The sequence below is a fragment of the Kluyvera sp. NPDC087067 genome (genome assembly GCF_044745165.1).
GTDB lineage: Bacteria > Pseudomonadota > Gammaproteobacteria > Enterobacterales > Enterobacteriaceae > Kluyvera.
On the sequence record NZ_JBIUZS010000011.1, the window covers coordinates 82,786 to 105,148 of the forward strand.

General features: G+C 55.1%; 18 protein-coding genes and 1 riboswitch. Of the genes, 11 read left to right on the forward strand and 7 right to left on the reverse strand.

The window, feature by feature from the left end:
- Nucleotides 1–6: 6 nt before the first annotated feature.
- A complete protein-coding gene (fsa, locus tag ACIPDS_RS20745) occupies nt 7–669 on the reverse strand; it encodes a fructose-6-phosphate aldolase (RefSeq protein WP_400739984.1) in 663 nt (220 codons plus the stop codon).
- Between the two features lie 11 nt (nt 670–680).
- Nucleotides 681–3,182 (reverse strand): phosphoenolpyruvate--protein phosphotransferase, encoded by a 2,502-nt coding sequence (ptsP, locus tag ACIPDS_RS20750; protein WP_400739987.1) that lies wholly within the window; start codon nt 3,180–3,182, stop codon nt 681–683.
- A 312-nt stretch (nt 3,183–3,494) separates the two neighbouring features.
- Between ptsP and ACIPDS_RS20755 the strand changes: the two genes are divergently transcribed.
- The 3 genes from ACIPDS_RS20755 (at nt 3,495) to ACIPDS_RS20765 (ending at nt 5,356) form a co-directional block, all read left to right on the forward strand.
- The gene (locus tag ACIPDS_RS20755) at nt 3,495–4,574 is read left to right on the forward strand and encodes a PTS fructose transporter subunit EIIC (RefSeq protein ID WP_400739990.1); all 1,080 of its coding nucleotides are present in this window, start codon (nt 3,495–3,497) and stop codon (nt 4,572–4,574) included.
- A gap of 16 nt (nt 4,575–4,590) precedes the next feature.
- On the forward strand, nt 4,591–4,911 hold the full coding sequence (locus ACIPDS_RS20760) for a PTS fructose-like transporter subunit IIB (RefSeq protein WP_166517134.1): 321 nt from the start codon (nt 4,591–4,593) through the stop codon (nt 4,909–4,911).
- An 88-nt stretch (nt 4,912–4,999) separates the two neighbouring features.
- Entirely contained in the window at nt 5,000–5,356 is a 357-nt protein-coding gene (locus ACIPDS_RS20765) for a PTS fructose-like transporter subunit IIB (RefSeq protein WP_400739992.1), read from the forward strand.
- On the opposite strand, the gene ACIPDS_RS20770 is transcribed toward ACIPDS_RS20765, so the two are convergent.
- The 3 genes from ACIPDS_RS20770 to argE form a co-directional block, all read right to left on the reverse strand.
- Nucleotides 5,343–6,191, reverse strand: a complete 849-nt coding sequence (locus ACIPDS_RS20770; RefSeq protein WP_400739995.1) for a helix-turn-helix transcriptional regulator — start codon at nt 6,189–6,191, stop codon at nt 5,343–5,345. The genes ACIPDS_RS20765 and ACIPDS_RS20770 overlap by 14 nt on opposite strands.
- Nucleotides 6,192–6,374: 183 nt before the next feature.
- The gene (ppc, locus tag ACIPDS_RS20775; RefSeq protein ID WP_166517137.1) at nt 6,375–9,026 is read right to left on the reverse strand and encodes a phosphoenolpyruvate carboxylase; all 2,652 of its coding nucleotides are present in this window, start codon (nt 9,024–9,026) and stop codon (nt 6,375–6,377) included.
- Between the two features lie 301 nt (nt 9,027–9,327).
- Entirely contained in the window at nt 9,328–10,479 is a 1,152-nt protein-coding gene (gene argE / locus ACIPDS_RS20780) for an acetylornithine deacetylase (RefSeq protein WP_166517138.1), read from the reverse strand.
- Between the two features lie 153 nt (nt 10,480–10,632).
- On the opposite strand from argE, the gene argC reads away from it, so the two are divergent.
- The 4 genes from argC (at nt 10,633) to oxyR (ending at nt 15,244) form a co-directional block, all read left to right on the forward strand.
- The gene (gene argC / locus ACIPDS_RS20785) at nt 10,633–11,637 is read left to right on the forward strand and encodes an N-acetyl-gamma-glutamyl-phosphate reductase (RefSeq protein ID WP_400740000.1); all 1,005 of its coding nucleotides are present in this window, start codon (nt 10,633–10,635) and stop codon (nt 11,635–11,637) included.
- A gap of 12 nt (nt 11,638–11,649) precedes the next feature.
- Complete coding sequence (argB, locus tag ACIPDS_RS20790; RefSeq protein WP_400740003.1) at nt 11,650–12,423, forward strand: acetylglutamate kinase; 774 nt, start codon at nt 11,650–11,652, stop codon at nt 12,421–12,423.
- Nucleotides 12,424–12,586: 163 nt separating this feature from the next.
- Entirely contained in the window at nt 12,587–13,960 is a 1,374-nt protein-coding gene (gene argH / locus ACIPDS_RS20795) for an argininosuccinate lyase (protein ID WP_400740005.1), read from the forward strand.
- Between the two features lie 366 nt (nt 13,961–14,326).
- Nucleotides 14,327–15,244, forward strand: a complete 918-nt coding sequence (oxyR, locus tag ACIPDS_RS20800; protein ID WP_166517142.1) for a DNA-binding transcriptional regulator OxyR — start codon at nt 14,327–14,329, stop codon at nt 15,242–15,244.
- On the opposite strand, the gene sthA is transcribed toward oxyR, so the two are convergent.
- A complete protein-coding gene (gene sthA / locus ACIPDS_RS20805) occupies nt 15,227–16,627 on the reverse strand; it encodes a Si-specific NAD(P)(+) transhydrogenase (protein ID WP_400740009.1) in 1,401 nt (466 codons plus the stop codon). The genes oxyR and sthA overlap by 18 nt on opposite strands.
- Before the next feature lie 197 nt (nt 16,628–16,824).
- Between sthA and fabR the strand changes: the two genes are divergently transcribed.
- Nucleotides 16,825–17,478 (forward strand): HTH-type transcriptional repressor FabR, encoded by a 654-nt coding sequence (gene fabR, locus ACIPDS_RS20810; protein ID WP_166517144.1) that lies wholly within the window; start codon nt 16,825–16,827, stop codon nt 17,476–17,478.
- The gene (locus ACIPDS_RS20815) at nt 17,475–17,825 is read left to right on the forward strand and encodes a YijD family membrane protein (RefSeq protein WP_166517145.1); all 351 of its coding nucleotides are present in this window, start codon (nt 17,475–17,477) and stop codon (nt 17,823–17,825) included. Before fabR ends, ACIPDS_RS20815 begins: the two co-directional genes overlap by 4 nt.
- 92 nt (nt 17,826–17,917) lie before the next feature.
- Here ACIPDS_RS20815 and trmA read toward each other — a convergent pair whose 3' ends face one another.
- The gene (gene trmA, locus ACIPDS_RS20820; protein ID WP_400740013.1) at nt 17,918–19,018 is read right to left on the reverse strand and encodes a tRNA (uridine(54)-C5)-methyltransferase TrmA; all 1,101 of its coding nucleotides are present in this window, start codon (nt 19,016–19,018) and stop codon (nt 17,918–17,920) included.
- A gap of 112 nt (nt 19,019–19,130) precedes the next feature.
- Nucleotides 19,131–19,318: riboswitch (cobalamin riboswitch) on the forward strand.
- A gap of 66 nt (nt 19,319–19,384) precedes the next feature.
- Between trmA and btuB the strand changes: the two genes are divergently transcribed.
- Both btuB and murI read left to right on the forward strand, forming a co-directional pair.
- On the forward strand, nt 19,385–21,241 hold the full coding sequence (gene btuB / locus ACIPDS_RS20825) for a TonB-dependent vitamin B12 receptor BtuB (protein ID WP_400740016.1): 1,857 nt from the start codon (nt 19,385–19,387) through the stop codon (nt 21,239–21,241).
- Entirely contained in the window at nt 21,186–22,043 is an 858-nt protein-coding gene (murI, locus tag ACIPDS_RS20830) for a glutamate racemase (RefSeq protein WP_400740019.1), read from the forward strand. Before btuB ends, murI begins: the two co-directional genes overlap by 56 nt.
- Nucleotides 22,044–22,363: the final 320 nt, after the last annotated feature.

The following is a 22,363-nucleotide window of genomic DNA, read 5'->3' on the forward strand; positions in this document are numbered from 1 at the left end:
TCTCCCTTACAGGTTCAGATTACCAAATGCGTTTTTCCAGTCTTGCTCGAACTTCTCAATAGCTGACTCTACCGCGGGTGTGCCGAGCATTTGTTGCGCTACATCTAAAGGAAGGGTAATGGCTTCGCATCCCGCCAATAAACAGTCCAGCGCCTGACGCGGTGTTTTAAAGCTGGCGGCGAGCACTTTGCTTTCGGGCGCGTGTAATTCCAGTAAAGATTGCAGCTCTTGTACCATGCGGATGCCATCGCCGCCCTGGGCGTCAACGCGATTGACGTAAGGTGCCACGTATTTCGCCCCCGCCAGCGCCGCCAGTAGCCCCTGTGAAGCGCTGTAGACCGCGGTGCCAAGCGTTGGGATACCTTCTTTTTTCAGGCACTTAATAGCAGCCAACCCTTCGGCAGTGACCGGGACTTTCACCACGATACCGGGGATAGCTTCGCTTAATTTGCGCGCCTCAGCGACCATGCCGTCGGCATCCCGGCTCAGGGTTTGGGCAAACAGCGTACCGGTTTCGCCGACCGCTTTTTTTAATCGTGGCAGCACGTCCCAGATAGATTCACGACTGGCCGCCACAATGCTCGGATTGGTCGTCACACCAGCAAGCGGGAAAATTCGGGCCAGGCGTTCAACTTCCTGCACGTTAGCGGTATCCAGATACAGTTCCATGCTATTTCCTCTTACAGTTCCAGTTCGTGTTGCAGCAGGCTGGCAATGGCGTCGGCAGAGGCGGCATTGACCAGCGAGTTGCGGAATTCGGCATGCATAATGCGGCGGGCCAGGCGCGAGAAGATGCGCATATGCTGGTCACCGGCGGCATGTTTGTTGAGCGTCAGCATAATGATGAACTGCGCTTCTTCATCGCCCCAGGCGACGGGAGCAGGCAGGCGAGCAACGCTGATGGTCGACTGCTCAATATGTTCGGACTTGCTGTGTGGAATGGCGAAACTAAAGCCCAGGCCGGTCGAGAAAACCGCCTCACGCGCCCACAGGTCAGCTTCCAGCTTACGCGGATAGCGGCAACGTCCGGCGAGCAGCAGGTTGTCGGTCATCCCCTTAAGCACCTCTTCTTTACTGCGCCAATCGTTATCCAGCGAAATGCAGCGTGGGGTAATCAGCGGGGCATCCTGCTGGCTCATGCGGAATTGGGCGAGCAGATGTTCGACTTCCAGCGAGGTGCGGCAAGCCATTGCCTGGTTGAGCAACTGACGGCAGGCACGACTGTCGAGCTGTGCCAGACGCGCTTTGGTGGCCGGAATGGATGGCGCACTCATGCTGATTTCATCCATCCCCAGACCCACTAACAGCGGTAGCACCGAACCTTTCGCGCCCAGCTCGCCGCATAAACCAATCCATTTCCCCTGACGATGTACCGCCTGTACCGCGAAGTCGAGTGCGCGCAGGAATGCTGGATTCAGACTGTTGTAATGGCGAGTGACTTTAGCGTTATCGCGGTCAACGGCCAGCAGGTATTGCGTCAGGTCGTTGCTGCCAATACTAAAGAAATCAATCTCTTCACAGCATTGATCAATGATGAACATTACCGACGGCACTTCCAGCATGATGCCCAGCGGAATACGCTCATCAAACGGAACGTGCTCGTTACGCAATTGCTGTTTGGCTTCCGCCACTTTCTCTTTGACCCACAAAATCTCCTCCATGGAGGAGATCATGGGAATCATGATTTTCAGGCTGCCGTGTGCAGAGGCGCGCAAAATGGCGCGCAGTTGAGTGGTGAATAGCCCGGCGTATTCTTCGTAAATACGTACCGCGCGGTAGCCGAGGAACGGATTGTTCTCCGCCGGAATATTGAGGTAGTCCACCGGCTTATCGCCGCCGATGTCCATGGTGCGGATAATAATGCTACGTCCGTCAGCCGATTCCAGCGCCTGGCAGAAGATGTTGTAAAGCTCGCTTTCGCCAGGCTCGCTGGTTCTGTCCATGTAGAGCATTTCGGTGCGGAACAGACCAACCGCTTCTGCGCCATTGCCAAATGCCGCCTGGGCTTCTACGGAGTGGGCGATGTTGGCGGCAACTTCGAGGCGAATGCCGTCGGCGGTGCGCGCCTCTTGGTTTAACCAGACGCCCTGCTGTTCGCGAATTGCGGCCTGTACCCGTGCTTCCTGCTGATAATATCGCGTGATGGCTTCGGTCGGCGCGACAATCACGGCCCCCGCGTTGCCATCGAGATAGACCGGCTGATTTTGCCAGGATTCAAGAGCGTCGATATCGACGCCGACAAGCGTCGGAATATTAAACGAACGCGCGAGGATCACCGTGTGTGAGGTGGTGCCGCCGCTTTGTAACAGCAGGCCTTTCAACAGCGTTTTATCCAGTTCAAGAAACTGGCTTGGCGTCAGCTCTTCCGCCATGCAGATTGCGGGCTGAGTTAATTGACCGGGCGCCGGGAAACGTTGCTCACCGTAAATATGCTGGAGCAACTGGAAGCCGACATCGCGCATATCCAGCGTGCGTTCTTGTAAATAGCTGCTGCTGGAGCGCGCGAACTCGGCGCAAAAATGTTGGGTGCTGTCGATAATGGCTTCGGCGCAGCTCAGGCCGTTATTGACGCCCGCCAGCAGGTGCTGGCGCAATGACGTATCGGTCGCCAGCGAGCGGTGAGCCTCCAGAATCGCGCTGGCGGTACTGTCATTTTCCAGCAGCCGAAGTTCCAGCGTTTTGACGAGCAGAGTCAGGCCATTATCCAGCGCCGATTGTTCCTGTTCCGGGCTTTTTGCCGCAGGAAGTTCACCGAGGTTATTCAGGTCGAGGGCGGCAAGGCGGGTGAGAACACCGCCGGCACTGCCGCTACAGACCGGCTGGGCGCGGAAAAGCGTTGGGTTGAGACGGGTTAGCGATTCCGGCAATGCTTCTTGCTCTACGCAGGCTACCTGCGCCAGCGGCGCGTCACACAGCGGAAATTCCTCTATTAGCCAGCGGCTAAGATGGTCGTGAGCGGCCTGCTCGTCGGGGCCGCTGAGCAATAACTGGCAGCGATCGCCTGCGAGCGTATCGGTACCGATAATCGCCAGCGCGCTTTTGGCGTTGCCCTTGCGGTCAGTGCGCAGGTTATGCCACTCAATATCGCAGCTAAAGGTGTTGCACAGCGTTTCGACATGGCTGGCAGGGCGAGCATGCACGCCATTTTGTAATTCGCAGACAAATTCAACAACCAACGTCATAGCCCTATCTCCCAAATCATTCGATATGGGTAACAGCATAGGGGGCTTGTCCTTGGCCCGGCTATCTGACATTTATGTCAAAAACTGGACAAATGTATTGTCCCCTGGAAAATGCGAGCCACTTCACAGGTTGCCTTCTGGGCATATAAAGACGCCCTTAGCGTGAACTTTAGAGGTCGCTCGCATTTTTCTTTAGACATTACAAATATCCAGTAAATGCACTTTTTATCCACTGTCTGTGCCGTCGCCAATTGCCTATTGTTTGCCACAACACCTTTATGGACATGGGCTAACAAGGCCCGGGAGCGACTGATGAAAGAATTGGTGCAGATACTTAAAAACACCCGCCAGCACTTGATGACCGGCGTGTCGCACATGATCCCGTTTGTCGTAGCGGGCGGTATTTTACTGGCGGTCTCCGTCATGCTGTATGGGAAAGGTGCCGTACCGGATCCATTAACCGACCCTAATCTGAAAAAACTGTTTGATATCGGCGTTGCGGGGCTGACGCTGATGGTGCCATTCCTCGCCGCTTACATCGGCTACTCCATTGCGGAACGTTCTGCGCTGGCACCTTGCGCCATTGGCGCTTGGGTAGGTAACAGCTTTGGCGCGGGCTTCTTCGGTGCGCTGATTGCCGGGATTATCGGCGGTATCGTGGTGTATTACTTAAAGAAAATTCCGGTGCATAAGGTGCTGCGCTCGGTGATGCCTATCTTCGTGATTCCTATTGCCGGAACGCTTATTACGGCGGGGATCATGATGTGGGGACTGGGTGAACCGGTTGGCATGCTAACCACCAGCCTGACCCAGTGGCTGCAAGGAATGCAGCAGGGCAGCATCGTGGTTCTGGCGGTGATTATGGGCCTGATGCTGGCGTTCGATATGGGCGGCCCGGTGAATAAGGTGGCCTATGCCTTCATGCTGATTTGCGTCTCTCAGGGAGTTTATACCGTGGTCGCTATCGCCGCCGTCGGTATCTGCGTACCGCCGTTAGGATTGGGGCTGGCAACGCTGATTAATCGTAAAAACTTCAATAGTGAAGAACGCGAAGCCGGTAAAGCGGCGTTGGTGATGGGCTGCGTGGGCGTGACCGAAGGGGCGATTCCGTTTGCCGCAGCCGATCCGCTGCGCGTGATCCCCTCCATTATGCTGGGCTCCGTTTGCGGCGCGGTAACCGCCGCACTGATGGGCGCGCAATGCTATGCCGGGTGGGGTGGATTGATAGTCCTGCCAGTAGTGGAAGGCAAGTTGGGGTATCTGCTGGCGATTGTCGTGGGTGCGGTAGTGACTGGCGTCAGCGTTAACCTGCTGAAAAGTCTGGCACGTAAGAACAAAAAAGCGGTTGTCGAGAAAGAAGACGACCTGGATTTAGATTTCGAAATTAACTAATGAGAAGGTAAAGATTATGACCAATATTATTGCGGTAACGGCTTGTCCTTCCGGCGTGGCACATACCTACATGGCAGCGGAAGCGCTGGAGAGTGCGGCGAAGTCAAAAGGCTGGAACGTGAAGGTGGAAACACAGGGGTCGATTGGCCAGGAGAATGAGCTGACGGCAAGCGACGTTGACGCAGCGGATATGGTGATTCTGACTAAGGATATCGGGATTAAGGCGGAAGAGCGTTTTGCCGGTAAAACCATTGTGCGCGTTAATATTAGTGATGCGGTAAAACGCGCTGACGCTATTATGAATAAAATTGAGGCACACTTAGCGCAGAGTGCCTAAGCGATGCTTCGACATCATCAATGAAGGGTTGGCGGGTGCGAAAGTCATGTTTGCGCCCGCTGTGTTTGTTTTCTGCAAGGAGGGAGCGATGACAGCAACAAGCGGACGAATGTTAGTGGCGGTAACTGCCTGCGTAAGCGGCGTCGCCCATACCTATATGGCGGCTGAGCGTCTGGAAAAACTCTGCCAGCAGGAAAAATGGAACATTAAAATTGAAACCCAGGGGGCGCTTGGCATAGAGAATGCGCTCACTGAGGATGATATTCGCCGTGCGGATGCCGTATTACTGATTACCGATATCGATCTGAGTGGGGCCGACCGCTTTACCCAGAGTCGCTATGTGCAGTCCGGGATTAGCGCCTTTTTACGCGAACCGCAGAAGGTGATGAGTGCGGTGCGCAAGCTACTCTCCGCGCCGCAGCATACCCATATTATTCTGCCGTAGTGAGCTGACTGTGATACTGGCGACGGTATTCAGACGGCGAACGGTCAGTATTTTTACGGAACAGGCGGCAAAAATAGTTACTGTCGACAAAGCCGCAGCTATGAGCAATCTCTTTAACCTTCATATCGTAGCCCTTTAACAGCCGTCTGGCATGCTCAAGTCGGGTATGGTTGAGATACTCGTTAAATCCCATAATCCCGCTTTTCTGGAACAGGTGCGACAGGTAGTTAGGCGAAATATAGAACGCCTGCGCCACCGATTCACGCGTGAGCGGCTCGGCAAAGTGGGTATCAATATATTCACGAATGGCGTCAAACAGCGCCTGGCTGCGGGAAGCCGTCTGGATCTGGCTGCTTAGCAGGTCGGCGCAGTGGCTAATCAGGCTGGTGGCAATGAGCCGGGCCGTTTGCTGCTCTTGTGGCTGCATCTGGATTTCGTTCATGGTTTGCAACAAGAACGATCCGACGCGTGGCCCCCGGCGGGCTACGTGCTGTTTAGCCACGTTTTTCAACTGATTGCCATCCCACTGCTGCACGCTAAAGCCAAGCTGTTGCTTACCAAACAGCACGCTCAGAGTTGTGGCAGGCTGATGCCATAGCGGGAAGTTCCAGCCACCGGCGGGAACATAAAGCGCATCCATTCCATTCATGTGTACGCAATCGCCATGAAGCCCGGCATCTGCCAGTTGCCCGGAAAGCACAATCTCCAGACGCGGAAAATCGACCTGAAAGGCCATCTCTGGCGTGGGGGTGTGGCTGGCAGCAAACCAGATTTTTTGCAGCGGTGTTGCGCCCGATGCGATGTGGGAAAGCAGTGGGTTGATGTCGAGAAACATGAGGCTCCCTGTCGTGATGTACAACGTAGAAACCTTAACCGCAGATATGGAAAAAGGCCACAAAGATTGTGGCCTTTTGGAAGCGGGCTTCAGATTTGGTGTGCCTGATAAGCTTTGCGCCATCAGGCCGACCGGGGTACGTTGCCGGATGGCGGCTACGCCTTATCCGGCCTACGTTAATGGTTAACCGGTGTTACGCATACCTGCGGCGACACCAGCGATGGTGACCATCAGCGCCTGCTCAACGTTATGATCCGGTTCGAGCCCCTGTTCTTCCGCCTGACGTGAACGGTGCAGCAGTTCTGCCTGCAGAACGTTCAGTGGGTCAGTGTAGATATTACGCAACTGGATGGACTCGGCAATCCACGGCAGATCGGCCATCAGGTGCGCATCGTTCGCGATATCCAGGACGACTTTGATATCCGCTTCCAGCAGGTCACGAAGTTCGGTACCCAGCGCCCACAGCTCTGGTTTCACCAGGCGCTGATCGTAATATTCGGCGAGCCACAGGTCAGCCTTGGAATACACCATCTCCAGCATACCCAGACGGGTAGAGAAGAATGGCCAGTCGCGGCACATGGTTTCAAGCTTACTCTGCTTGCCATCTTCGACCACTTTTTGCAGCGCGGCACCGGCACCCAGCCAGGCGGGCAGCATCAGACGGTTTTGGGTCCAGGCGAAGATCCACGGAATGGCGCGCAGGGACTCGACGCCGCCGGTTGCGCGGCGTTTTGCAGGGCGAGAGCCTAACGGCAGCTTGCCCAGTTCCTGCTCTGGCGTTGCCGAACGGAAGTAAGGGACGAAGTCTTTGTTTTCACGCACATAGCCACGATACATCTCACAGGAGATATCCGACAGCTCGTCCATGATGCCGCGCCACTCGTCTTTGGGTTCCGGCGGTGGCAGCAGGTTCGCTTCCAGAATGGCGCTGGTGTACAGCGACAGGCTGCTGACGGTAATTTCCGGCAAACCATATTTGAAGCGGATCATCTCGCCCTGTTCGGTAACGCGCAGGCCACCTTTCAGGCTGCCCGGAGGCTGTGACAACAGCGCGGCGTGCGCCGGTGCGCCGCCACGGCCGATTGAGCCACCGCGACCGTGGAATAATGTCAGTTCAATACCGGCTTTTTCGCAGGTTTTGATCAGTGCATCCTGCGCCTGATATTGCGCCCAGGATGCGGCCATTACGCCCGCATCTTTTGCGGAGTCGGAATAGCCAATCATCACCATCTGTTTGCCTGAAATGAAGCCGCGATACCAATCGATATTCAGCAGTTGGGTCATTACGTCGTCGGCGTTGTTGAGATCGTCGAGCGTTTCAAACAGCGGAGCGACCGGCAGGGCGAACGTGATCCCGGCTTCTTTTAGCAAGAGATGAACGGCCAGTACGTCGGACGGCGTTTTGGCCATTGAGATAACGTAAGCGGCCACGGAACCCTGCGGAGCATCAACAATCGCTTTACAGGTGTTGAGCACTTCGCGGGTGTCATTACTTGGCTCCCAGCTGCGTGGCAGCAGAGGGCGTTTAGAATTCAGTTCGCGGATAAGGAAGGCTTGTTTATCGGCTTCAGACCAGCTTTCGTAGTCGCCGATGCCCAGATAACGGGTCAGTTCACCCAGCGCTTCAGTGTGGCGGGTACTTTCCTGACGTACGTCAATGCGTACTAGCGGCACGCCGAAACATTTCACGCGGCGCAGGGTATCGAGCAACTCACCGTTGGCGATGATGCTCATGCCGCAGGCTTGCAGGGATTTATAACAGGCGTACAGCGGTTCCCAAAGCTGTTCGTTCTGGCTAATCAGACCGGCAGGTTTCGGCAGGCGCTGGCCTTTCAGACGCGCTTCCAGCCAGGCTTGCGTAGCCATCAGCTGGCTGCGCAAGGTTTTCATCAGATAGCGATACGGCTCGGTCGCGCCTTCTTCACCCACGCGCTCGCGCAGTTCGTCGGTACATTCAACCATCGACAGCTCAGAAATCAGGATCTGAATATCTTTTAAGAACAGATCGGTGGCTTTCCAGCGGCTCAGGAGCAGCACATGGCGGGTAATTTCGGCGGTCACGTTCGGGTTGCCGTCGCGGTCGCCGCCCATCCAGGAGGTGAAGCGCACCGGCACGAAATCCACCGGCAATTTATAGCCGAGGTTCTCTTCTAACTGTTCGTTCAGTTCCCGCAGGTAGTTTGGCACGCCTTCCCACAGGCTATTTTCAACAACCGCAAAGCCCCATTTGGCTTCATCAACCGGGCTTGGGCGGTTCTTACGGATTTCGTCCGTGTGCCAGGACTGCGCAATCAGCTGGCGCAAGCGGCGCATCACTTGATTGCGTTCGTAGTCGGCGATATCGGTATTATCGAGCTGTTTTAAGCAGTTGTTGATTTCGCCCATCTTGTGGATCAGCGTGCGACGGGTGATTTCGGTCGGGTGTGCGGTCAGTACCAGCTCCAGCGACAGAGATTCAACGGCCTGCTTGATGGTAGTTTCGTTGAGATTGGGTTGGTCTTTGAGTTTACGCAGGGTACGGGCAATCACTTCCGGGTTGCTCGCGGCTTCGCCTTTTGGCGAAATGCTGTGATATTGCTCAGCGGTGTTGGCCAGGTTCAGGAACTGGCTGAACGCGCGGGCAACCGGCAGCAGTTCATCATTAGACAGGTTCTGTAAGGTGGTCAGCAGCTCCTGGCGGTTGGCTTCATTGCCCGCACGAGAAGATTTCGACAACTTACGGATAGTTTCGACACGGTCAAGAATGTTCTCGCCAAGCGCATCCTTGATGGTATCGCCTAGCACTTTACCGAGCATACTGACATTACTACGCAACGCGGAATATTGTTCGTTCATTAACCCAGACACCCCATCTCATTTTATTTTGTTATATCCCAACCCCTGGAACGTAAGGGCAGAATAAAGACACCTCTTTTATAAAGCCACGTAAAAACCCTTACGTCAATTGCTGCGAAATCGCTTCAGCAAACGAATAAATCGCGGCAATTTACGAAAGTTAATTTGCATCGTGCCAGATAAGAAATGCTTATGAAAATGTGAAGGAGAGCGCGGCTTTGAGATGCCGGATGGCGCTTTGCTTATCCGGCCTACAGACGGGGGTAGGCCCGGTAAGCGTAGCGCCACCGGGCAGAACACATTAGTGCCAGCAGAAGTGATGCACCACCTGGGTAATTAACTCGCGCGTCGGCTTAATAAAGCGCGTTTCCAGGTATTCGTCCGGCTGGTGGGCCTGATTGATGGAACCGGGGCCTAACACGATCGTCGGACACAGGTTCTGGATAAACGGCGCTTCGGTGCAGTAGTTCACCACTTCGGTCTGTGTACCGAGCAGTTTTTCCAGTACCTGAACCAGCTGATGATCCGGTGGGCATTCATAGCCCGGAATCGGCGGATGCAGCTCGCTGATGGTCAGTCGGCCCGGCCATTGCGCGCTGACCGGCTCCAGCGCTTCACCCAGCAGGCCGTTGAGATCGTTTAAGGTCATGCCCGGCAGCGGACGAATATCCATATGCAGCTCGCAGCAGGCGCAAATGCGGTTTGAAGCATCACCGCCGTGAAGGCTGCCGAGGTTGAGCGTCGGGTAAGGCACGGTGAACGCTTCATAGTGATAGCGCTCTTTCAACGAGTCGCGCAGCTGCATCACGCGGCCAATGGCGTCGTGCATAATTTCAATAGCGTTAACGCCGCGCGCCGGATCGCTGGAGTGGCCGGACTGGCCCATAACGCGAATCGCATTCGACATATGGCCTTTGTGCGCGCGCACCGGTTGTAGCGAGGTGGGCTCGCCGATAATGGCGCAGTCCGGGCGTATTTCGGTGGATTCGGCAAAGTAGCGCGCCCCCGCCATGCTGGTCTCTTCATCGGCGGTCGCCAGAATATAGAGCGGCTTTTTCAGCTGTGTAACGTCAACATCGCGCAATGCGTCGAGAATAAACGCAAAGAAACCTTTCATGTCGGCAGTACCCAAACCGTAGAGCTTGTTTTCATGCTCGGTGAGGGTGAAGGGATCGCGCGTCCAGCGGCCATCGTCAAACGGGACGGTATCGGTATGACCGGCGAGCAGCAGCCCGCCTGCACCGTGACCGGTGCGGGCAAGCAGGTTGAATTTATGGCGGGTGCCTGGCACCGGCTGCACCTCTACCTCGAAGCCTAAAGCGGCAAACCAGTCAGCGAGCAGAGTGATTAAAGACGCATTGCTCTGATCGAGCGCTTCCTCGGTTGCGCTGATGGACGGGGTGGCGATCAACGCACGGTAAATCTCGATAAATGGGGGTAAATTGTTTTTCATTGTTGACACACCTCGGGTCGTGATAGTATCAATATTCATGCAGTATTTGTGAATAAAAATACATTATCATTAGGCGTAATAAAACCCACCAAGTGTAAGGTGAAGTGTTTACGCTTAATCAGGCAAACAGACATAAGAAGGTGAATTGCACCGATGTTGAATACGCTGATTGTGGGCGCGAGCGGTTACGCTGGCGCGGAGCTTGTGACCTATGTAAATCGCCATCCTCATATGAACATAACCGCTTTGACGGTCTCAGCGCAAAGCAATGATGCGGGAAAGCTAATCTCCGATTTGCATCCACAGCTAAAAGGCATTGTCGATCTGCCGTTGCAGCCGATGTCCGACATCAGTGAATTCAGCGCGGATGTGGACGTGGTGTTCCTGGCGACCGCTCATGAAGTAAGCCATGACCTGGCCCCGCAGTTCCTGGCGGCGGGCTGCGTTGTGTTCGACCTTTCCGGTGCGTTTCGCGTCAACGATGGCGCCTTCTATGAAAAATATTACGGTTTCACCCATCAGCATCCAGAACTGCTGGCGCAGGCGGTATATGGTCTGGCCGAGTGGCGCGCAGACGCGCTAAAAGAGGCTAAGCTGATTGCGGTGCCGGGCTGTTACCCAACGGCGGCGCAGCTTTCTCTGAAACCACTGATTGATGGCGATCTCCTGGATCTCAACCAGTGGCCGGTGATCAACGCCACTTCAGGCGTGAGCGGTGCCGGGCGTAAAGCCGCTATTTCTAACAGCTTCTGCGAAGTGAGCCTGCAACCGTATGGCGTGTTTACCCACCGCCATCAGCCGGAAATCGCCAGCCACCTTGGAGCGGAGGTGATTTTCACGCCGCATCTGGGCAACTTTGCGCGCGGTATTCTGGAAACGATCACCTGTCGACTGAAGCCGGGCGTGACCCATGCACAGGTGGCTGCCGCTTTACAACAGGCATACGCCGACAAGCCGATGGTGCGTTTATACGACAAGGGCGTGCCGGCACTGAAAAACGTGGTCGGGCTGCCGTTTTGCGATATCGGTTTTGCCGTTCAGGGCGAGCACCTGATTATAGTGGCGACCGAAGACAACTTATTGAAAGGCGCTGCCGCACAGGCCGTGCAGTGCGCCAATATTCGTTTCGGCTTCGCTGAGACGCAGTCTCTTATTTAAGGTGTGACGACGATGAATCCATTAATTATCAAACTGGGCGGCGTGTTACTGGATAGCGAAGAAGCGCTGGAGCGTCTGTTTACCGCGCTGGTGCACTATCGTGAATCACATCAGCGCCCGCTGGTGATTGTCCACGGCGGCGGCTGCGTGGTGGATGAGCTGATGAAGCAGCTTAATCTGCCGGTGAAAAAGAAAAATGGCCTGCGCGTCACCCCTGCTGACCAGATCGACATCATTACCGGGGCGCTGGCGGGTACCGCCAACAAAACGCTGCTGGCATGGGCGAAGAAGCATGATATTGCCTCCGTTGGCCTGTTCCTGGGCGATGGTGACAGTGTGCAGGTGACCAGGCTCGATGAAGAATTGGGGCACGTGGGTCTGGCACAGCCCGGCTCGCCGAAACTGATTAATCTCCTGCTGGAAGGCGGATTCCTGCCGGTGGTCAGTTCAATCGGTGTGACCGCTGAAGGGCAGCTGATGAACGTTAATGCCGATCAGGCGGCAACGGCGCTGGCGGCGACGCTGGGCGCGGATCTGATTCTGCTTTCTGATGTGAGCGGCATTCTCGACGGTAAAGGTCAGCGTATTGCCGAGATGACGGCGGCGAAGGCCGAGCAGCTAATTGACCAGGGCATTATTACCGATGGCATGATTGTGAAGGTGAACGCGGCGCTTGATGCGGCGCGCACGCTGGGGCGTCCGGTGGATATCGCCTCCTGGCGTCACGCGGAGCAGCTGCCGGCGCTGTTTAACGGCACGCCGATCGGTACGCGTATTCTGGCATAAGTTTTTCCCCTCACCCTAACCCTCTCCCCGGAGGGGCGAGGGGACCGATCGGCGCCGGTGTGGGATGGCGGCACCGATTTTCCCCCTCTCCCTCAGGGAGAGGGTCGGGGTGAGGGTTGTTTTCAATATCCGGCATCAATAAACGAATTTAAGGAAGCATGTTATGGCACTTTGGGGCGGGCGTTTTACTCAGGCAGCGGATCAGCGGTTCAAACAGTTCAATGACTCTTTACGCTTTGACTACCGCCTGGCGGAGCAGGATATCATCGGCTCTGTTGCCTGGTCTAAAGCGCTGGTAACCGTTGGCGTACTGACCGAGCAGGAGCAGGTTCAGCTGGAAGACGCGCTCGGCGTACTGCTGGAAGAGGTTCGTGCGAACCCGCAGCAGATCCTCGAAAGCGATGCTGAAGATATTCATAGCTGGGTGGAAGGCAAGCTCATCGATAAAGTCGGTCAGCTGGGCAAAAAACTGCACACCGGGCGTAGCCGTAATGACCAGGTCGCCACCGATCTCAAGCTGTGGTGTAAAGATACTGTGGCTGAGTTGCTGACGGCGAACCGCCAACTGCAAACCGCGCTGGTGGAAACCGCGCAGGCCAATCAGGATGCGGTGATGCCGGGTTATACCCACCTGCAACGTGCGCAGCCGGTGACTTTTGCGCACTGGTGTCTGGCCTACGTGGAGATGCTGGCGCGTGATGAAAGTCGTCTGCACGATACCCTTAAGCGTCTGGATGTGAGCCCGCTGGGCTGCGGCGCGCTGGCGGGAACCGCCTACGAAATCGACCGTGAACAGCTGGCAGGCTGGCTGGGCTTCGCCTCTGCGACCCGTAACAGTCTGGATAGCGTGTCTGACCGTGACCACGTGCTGGAACTGCTCTCTAATGCGTCAATTGGCATGGTGCACCTGTCGCGCTTTGCCGAAGATCTGATCTTCTTTAATACCGGTGAAGCGGGCTTTGTGGAGCTTTCCGACCGCGTGACGTCCGGTTCATCGCTGATGCCGCAGAAGAAAAACCCCGATGCGCTGGAGCTTATTCGTGGCAAATGTGGCCGCGTGCAGGGCGCATTAACCGGAATGATGATGACCCTGAAAGGGTTGCCGTTGGCTTACAACAAAGACATGCAGGAAGATAAAGAAGGCGTATTCGATGCGCTGGATACCTGGATGGACTGTCTGCATATGGCGGTGCTGGTGCTGGACGGTATTCAGGTGAAACGTCCACGCTGCCAGGAAGCGGCGCAGCAGGGTTACGCGAATGCGACTGAGCTGGCGGATTATCTGGTCGCCAAAGGCGTGCCGTTCCGTGAAGCGCACCACATTGTGGGTGAAGCGGTCGTTGAGGCGATTGCCCAGGGCAAACCGCTGGAGGATCTGGCGCTGGCCGACCTGCAAAAATTCAGCGCGGTGATTGGCGAAGACGTCTATCCGATTCTGTCGCTGCAATCCTGTCTTGATAAGCGTGCGGCCAAAGGAGGCGTATCGCCTCAGCAGGTGGCGCAGGCTATCCGCGATGCGCAGGCACGCCTCGCGTAACCTTTGTCTTTGTAGGCATGATAAGCGTAGCGCCATCAGGCAGATCGGCGCACGTTGCCGGATGGCAGCTTCGCCTTATCCGGCCTACAGAGTAAAGTGCACCAGGTATTATCGAGAGCCCGGTTAAGCGAATGCGACACCGGGTTTTTTACGCAAAAAAAAGCGGGCCACGGGGCCCGCAAACGTTCATGTTGGCTTTAGTTAGTCGAGTTTGAGAGAAACTCCGAATCAGTGTGACGACTTCAAGGGTTAAACGAGGGTCACCTGTTTCTTTGCTGTATTATTAAACAGAATCCTTGATAGGGATAATCATTCGTTGCTATTCTATCTATCGCCATGGACTATCGTGGCGATGGAGGAAGAATAATGAATATTCGCGATCTTGAATACCTGGTGGCGTTAGCTGAGCATCGGCACTTCCGCCGGGCGGCCGATTCCTGCCATGTCAGCCAGCCAACGCTGAGCGGGCAGATTCGTAAGCTTGAGGATGAGCTGGGCGTTATGCTGCTGGAGCGAACCAGCCGTAAAGTCTTGTTTACCCAGGCGGGCCTGCTGCTGGTGGATCAGGCGCGCACGGTGCTGCGTGAGGTCAAAGTGCTCAAGGAGATGGCAAGTCAGCAGGGGGAAACCATGTCCGGCCCGCTGCATATCGGCCTGATTCCGACCGTTGGCCCCTATCTGCTCCCCCACATTATCCCGATACTGCACCAAACCTTCCCGAAGCTGGAAATGTATCTGCATGAAGCGCAAACCCATCAGCTGCTCGCGCAGCTCGACAGCGGTAAGCTGGACTGCGTGATTCTGGCGCTGGTGAAGGAGAGCGAGGCGTTTATCGAAGTTCCGCTGTATGACGAACCGATGCTGCTGGCGATCTACGAAGATCACCCGTGGGCGGAGCGCGATCGCGTGCCGATGTCGGATCTAGCCGGTGAAAAACTGCTGATGCTGGAAGATGGTCACTGTCTGCGCGACCAGGCGATGGGTTTCTGCTTTGAAGCAGGTGCCGACGAAGATACCCATTTCCGCGCAACTAGTCTGGAAACGCTGCGTAATATGGTGGCGGCGGGAAGCGGAATTACGCTCCTGCCAGAGCTGGCGGTACCGCCGGAGCGTAAGCGCGATGGCGTGGTTTATCTGCCGTGCATTAAGCCGGAGCCGCGTCGTACCGTTGGGCTGGTGTATCGTCCAGGTTCGCCGCTGCGCAGCCGCTATGAGCAGCTGGCAGAGGCCGTCCGCGAGACGATGGACGGCCATTTTGACAAAGCGCTAAAAAAGGCGATTTAAGCCGTTCAGCGCCGCAACCCGGTAGGCTTCCGCCATGGTCGGGTAGTTAAAGGTGGTGTTAACGAAGTACTCAATGGTGTTGCCACCACCTTTTTGCTCCATAATCGCCTGGCCGATATGAATAATTTCGGCCGCGCGCTCGCCAAAGCAATGAATGCCGAGGATTTCCTTTGTTTCCCGATGGAACAGGATTTTCAGGCTTCCCACGCTCATGCCCACGATTTGTGCCCGCGCCAGATGTTTGAACTGCGCACGACCCACTTCATACGGCACTTTCATGGCCGTCAGTTGCTGCTCGGTTTTACCGACGGAGCTGATTTCCGGGATGGTGTAGATACCCGTTGGGATATCTTCGATCAGATGCCCGGAGGCTTCGCCTTTCATCAACGCCTGTGCGGCAATGCGGCCTTGATCGTAGGCGGCGGAAGCAAGGCTCGGATAACCGATAACATCGCCAACCGCATACACGTGCGGCAGCGCGGTCTGATACAGACTGTTGACCTTCAACTGACCGCGGCCATCGGCCTGTAGGCCAATATTTTCCAGCGACAGCGATTCGGTATTCCCGGTTCGACCATTGGCGAACAGCAAGCAGTCGGCTTTGAGTTTTTTGCCAGACTTCAGGTGCATGATCACCCCATCATCAACCCCTTCAATCTTCTCGTATTCTTCGTTGTGGCGAATCACCACGCCGCTGTTCCAGAAGTGATAAGAAAGGGAGTCTGACATCTCCTGGTCGAGGAACGCCAGCAGACGGTCGCGGGTGTTAATCAGGTCAACTTTGACCTCCATCCCGCGGAAAATCGACGCATATTCGCAGCCGATAACCCCTGCGCCATAGATAATCACATGGCGAGGTTCATGGTGCAGGCTGAGGATGGAGTCACTGTCATAAATGCGAGGATGGGTAAAATCAACGTCTGCCGGGCGATAGGGGCGTGAACCACAGGCGATCACGAACTTCTCGGCGGTTAACGTTTCGACCGACCCGTCAGGGCACGTCAGCGCGATGGTATGTTCATCAATAAACCGGGCGTCACCCTGCAACATCTCACAGTGATTGCGCTCGTAAAACCCCTGGCGCATATGCGTTTGCTGGTTAATCACGCTATCGGCATGATTCAGGATGTCGGCAAATGAGGAGCGGAGAAGTCGGCTGTGGTCGCTGTAGAGAGGGTTTTGGTTGAATTCGATAATACGGCTAACGGCATGGCGAAGGGCTTTAGACGGGATAGTGCCCCAGTGGGTACAACCGCCGCCGACATTATGATAACGCTCAATAACGGCGACGTGGGCTCCTTGCTTCACCAGCCCCATAGCAGCACCTTCGCCGCCCGGGCCGGAACCAATAATTACTGCATCATAATCGTAGGAATGTGACATGGTAAGGCGTACCTGTTCTTATACATAAAAGCAACAGAATCATAACATCATCGAAGGGATAACCCAATTATCGTTGGGCTTATTTCATACGAAATAGCATAAATAGCATGTAAACAATCATTAACAAAGCTGCGTAAGTAGAATCGTTTTGATCTCTGGTATAGTGCCATTACGGCATGTGGAAGGATTCAGTCATCGTGATGGGTGTTAGAGCGCAACAAAAAGAAAAAACCCGGCGTTCGCTGGTAGAAGCGGCATTTAGTCAACTCAGTGCCGAGCGAAGTTTTGCCAGCCTAAGCCTGCGAGAAGTGGCGCGTGAGGCTGGGATTGCGCCAACCTCATTTTACCGTCATTTCCGTGATGTGGATGAGCTGGGGCTGACCATGGTTGACGAGAGCGGCCTGATGCTGCGTCAGCTGATGCGTCAGGCTCGCCAGCGTATTGCCAAAGGCGGCAGCGTTATCCGTACCTCCGTTTCCACCTTTATGGAATTTATCGGCAACAACCCCAACGCATTTCGTCTGTTGCTGCGTGAACGTTCTGGAACGTCTGCGGCGTTCCGTGCGGCGGTCGCCCGCGAGATTCAGCATTTTATTGCGGAACTTGCCGACTATCTGGAAATCGAAAACCATATGCCTCGTGCTTTTACAGAAGCCCAGGCGGAGGCGATGGTGACTATCGTATTTAGCGCGGGAGCGGAGGCCTTAGATGTTGGCCTTGAGCAGCGTCGGCAGCTGGAAGAGCGACTGGTGCTGCAATTACGCATGATCTCCAAAGGCGCATACTATTGGTATCGTCGTGAACAAGAGAAGAGTCACATCAGTATTGATAAGGTGGTAGACGAGCAATGAAACAGTCAGGCCAGGATAAAGGTACGCTGCTGCTAGCGCTGTTGGCGGGCCTCTCAATTAACGGAACGTTTGCAGCGCTGTTCAGCTCTATCGTTCCGTTCTCTGTCTTTCCGATAATTTCTTTGGTGCTGACCGTTTATTGTCTGCATCAGCGATATCAGAACCGCACAATGCCGGTGGGATTACCCGCTCTGTCAGCCGCCTGCTTTATTCTCGGCGTGTTGCTGTACAGCACGGTGGTGCGGGCCGAATACCCGGATATCGGATCTAACTTCTTCCCGGCAGTCTTGTCGGTGGCGATGGTCTTCTGGATTGGCTATCGGATGCGTAACCGCAAGCAAGACTAGTAAAGTAGGCCGGATAAGGCGAAGCCGCCATCCGGCTATTTGCACCAGTTTTGCCGGATGGCGGCTTCGCCTTATCCGGCCTACAGTTGCTCTTATTTCTGCGTTAACAACACGCCGCATTCCATATGATGGGTATATGGGAACTGATCGAACAGGGCCAGGCGGGTGATATTATGCGTCTGGCTTAAAGTTTCCAGGTTCTGACATAACGTCTCTGGATTGCAGGAGATGTACAGAATGTTGGGGTATGCCTGCACCATCTTCTCTGTTTCACTGTCTAGCCCGCTGCGCGGTGGATCGACAAAAATCGTCTCACACTGATAGCTTTTCAGATCAATACCCTGCAAGCGGTTAAATTCCCGCACGCCGTTCATCGCCTGGGTAAACTCTTCCGCTGCCATGCGGATGATTTGCACGTTATCGATTTCATTCGCGCTGATGTTGTACTGCGCGGCAGCGACCGAAGGTTTGGCAATTTCAGTGGCCAGCACGCGGTTAAAGTTGCGCGCTAGCGCCAGCGAGAAGTTACCGTTGCCGCAGTACAGCTCCAGCAGATCGCCGCGCGAATTCTGCGTTGCGTCCAGCGCCCACTCTAGCATCTGAATGTTCATCGCCGCGTTGGGTTGGGTGAAGCTATTTTCTACCTGACGGTAGATCATCTCTTTCCCGGCAACCGGCAGACGTTCGTCAATATAGTCCTGATCCAGCGCGATTTTGGTTTTTGTGGCGCGACCGATGAGGTGGACGTTCAGCCCCTGCGCACGCAGTGCATCACGCAATCCTTCCGCCTGCTCACGCCACGCATCGTCGAGCTTCTTATGGTACAGCAGCGTCACGACCGCCTGGTTGCTGAGCGTGGTGAGGTAATCAATCTGGAACAGCTTGTGGCGCAGTACCGGGTTATCGCGCACACCATCGAGCATCGCGGTCATCAACGTATTGATAAGCTGGCTTGCCGCCGGGAAGGTGTCGACGCGGATGCGGCCCTTCGTCTGCTGGTCAAACATAATGTGGTAAAGATCATCACCGTCGTGCCAGATGCGGAATTCTGCGCGCATGCGGTAGTGACTGACCGGTGAGCGAAACACCTCCGGCGCAGGCGCGCTAAACGGCGTCATCATCGTTTGCAGGCGAGTGACTTTCTCGGCGAGCTGAGCGTCGTACTGTTCGGTCGAGAGGTGTTCGGGGGTCATGATGCATCCTGAGTAATAAAAGTACGCGGGGATTGTAGGGCTTGCACACTGGATGTCCAGCCTCATGCGGCGAAAATGCTAAATAGCAGTCTGGACATCCGTATGTAACTAAATGTAGCATTCGCCTACCGGTCCTGTGAGTTAAAAGGGAATCCAGTGTAAATCTGGGGCTGACGCGCAGCGGTAAGGAAGGTAAGAGTGGAGCGCATTCAATGCAGACACTGCGGCGTGCCGTGGGAAGTCATCCTCTCTTGATAAAGCCTCCAAGCCCGAAGACCTGCCGGATGACGTCGCATTAGGCTTTTATCGTCGCGAGCAACTGATAAAGCCTGCGGCATCCTTTATTGAATTTGGATGCTTTAAAAAATGATTAAAAAAGTTTCGCTGCTGACGGCATTATCCGTCACGGCATTTTCCGGCTGGGCGCAAGACAGCAATTCAGGCACGATGGTAGTGACCGGCAACCGTTTCCAGCAACCCGTCAATACCGTACTGGCACCGACCGATGTGGTCACGCGAGATGATATTCAGCGCTGGCAGTCAAAAGATCTTAACGATGTCATGCGCCGTTTACCGGGCGTGGATATCGCCCAGAACGGTGGAATGGGGAAGAGTTCTACTCTTTATGTTCGTGGCACGGAAGGGCGCCATGTCCTGGTGCTGATTGATGGCGTGCCAATGGCGCGTGCTGGCATAACGAACGGCATTGATATTGGCCAGATCCCGGTATCTCTGGTGCAGCGCGTTGAGTATATCCGTGGGCCACGTTCCGCGGTTTATGGCTCCGGGGCGATTGGCGGCGTGGTCAACATTATTACCATGACTGATGAAGAGCGTTCGCAGATTAACGCCGGTGTGGGCAGCGACGGTTATCAAACCTACGATGGCGCGATGAATAAGCGCTTTGGCGATACCCTCGTCACCGCCGCCGGTGCATACCAGACCACAAAAGGCTTTAACGTCCAGCCGAATTCCACCTACAGCGGCGACAGCGACCGCGATGGCTACCGCAACAAGATGTTCTGGGGCGGCGTGCAGCACAAGTTTAACGATAGCTTCTCCGGCTTCTTCCGTGGCTACGGTTATACCGCCAACAGCGATTACGATCAGGGCGGGTATGGCTATGCGGGGGGGAATGATGAAGTGCAGAACTACAACCAATCCTGGGATACCGGTCTGCGCTACAGTTCAGGCATCTATTCTTCTCAACTGATCGCCAACTATCAGCATCTGAAAAGTTACAACTACAGCAACGACCTCGGTCGCTATGCGGGTGATGCGACGCTCGACGATATGGAGCAGCGCTATATCCAGTGGGGGAATAACGTTGAGGTTGGGCATGGGGCCATCAGCGGCGGCGTTGACTGGAAACAGGAAAAGCTGTTCTCAAGCAGCACGACGCTGTCGGATAGCTACAAGCGTGACACCACCGGGCTTTATCTGACCGGGCAGCAGCAGATTGATAGCGTCACCCTCGAGGCCTCGGGTCGCGAAGATCACGATGAGCAGTTCGGCTGGCACGGAACCTGGCAGACGGCTGCGGGCTGGGAGTTTGTGGAAGGCTATCGGGCCACGCTCTCCTACGGCACGGGTTTCCTGGCGCCGTCCCTGGGTCAGCAATTTGGTGCAACGCGTTTTGCTTCCGCTTACGGCCCTGGTATCGCGGCTAACCCCGACCTGAAGCCGGAAGAGTCGAAACAGTGGGAAGCGGGAATCGATGGGTTAACGGGGCCACTGGATTGGCGCTTGTCGGCATACCATTATGAAATCCAGAATCTGATTGATTATAAAAATAACCAGTACGTCAACGTGAAGTCGGCGACGATTAAAGGCGTGGAGTGGACGGGCAATATCACCACTGGCCCCGTCGAGCATCACCTGACCTTGCAGTATGTCGATCCGCGTGATGATGCAACGGATAAAGTTCTTTATCGCCGCGCTAAGCAACAGGCGAAATATGAACTCACCGGCCAGGTCTTTGATCTGGGTTGGAACGTGATGTATCAGTATATCGGTCAGCGTTACGATAACGATTATGACAATCAACGTGACGTAAAACTGGGGGGCGTGAGTCTTTGGGACGTCGGATTATCGTATCCGGTCACCTCACACCTGACAGTTCGTGGTAAAATTGCCAACCTGTTCGATAAAGAATACGAGACAGCATATGGCTACCCAACTGCAGGACGGGAATACACCTTGTCTGGCAGCTACACCTTCTAAACCACGTCCCACCGTCCTGGTCTTTGACTCCGGGGTCGGTGGGTTGTCGGTCTACGATGAGATTCGGCATCTCCTGCCGGATCTCCATTACATCTACACTTTCGATAACGTGGCTTTCCCGTACGGGGAAAAGAGCGAAGCGTTTATCGTTGAACGTGTCCTGGAAATTGTCACCGCCGTACAGCAACGTTACCCGCTCGCGCTGGCAGTAATTGCCTGTAATACGGCAAGTACGGTATCGCTACCGGCGCTGCGTGAGAAGTTTGCCTTCCCGGTTGTGGGCGTGGTGCCTGCGATTAAACCGGCGGCGCGCCTGTCGGCCAACCGTATCGTTGGGCTGCTGGCAACGCGCGGAACGGTGAAGCGTCCTTATACGCACGAGTTGATTGCGCGCTTTGCGGATGAATGCCGTATTGAAATGCTGGGTTCGGCGGAGCTGGTTGAGCTGGCGGAAGCGAAACTGCATGGCGAACCGGTTTCACTGGAGGAGCTACGCCGTATTCTGCGCCCATGGCTACGGATGCAGGAGCCGCCGGATACGGTTGTTCTTGGCTGTACCCATTTCCCTCTATTACAAGAGGAGCTATTGCAGGTACTTCCAGAAGGAACGCGGTTGGTGGATTCTGGTGCTGCAATTGCGCGTCGTACCGCCTGGCTATTGGAACATGAAGCGCCGGATGCGAAATCCAGCGATGCCAATTTGGCTTACTGTATGGCGTTGACGACAGAAACTGAGCAACTTTTACCCGTTTTACAGCGTTATGGCTTTGAAACGCTCGAAAAACTGCCTGTTTCAGCCTGATTTGAGCAAAAAAGAGACGGTTGAAAAGTTTTTTTAAAACAGGGCTTGTCAACGTCTCAGAACTCCCTATAATGCGCCTCCACTGACACGGAACAACGGAATAGAAGCCGCCGGGTCAGCGAGGTTCTCACGAAGAACTTCAGCGGAGAAAAGCGAAATTAAATGCTTGACTCTGAAGCGGGAAAGCGTAATATGCACATCCCGCGCCGCTGAGAAAGCGAAGCGGCACTGCTCTTTAACAATTTATCAGACAATCTGTGTGGGCACTCGAAGATACGGATTCTTAACGTCGCAAGACGATAAATGAATACCAAGTCTCA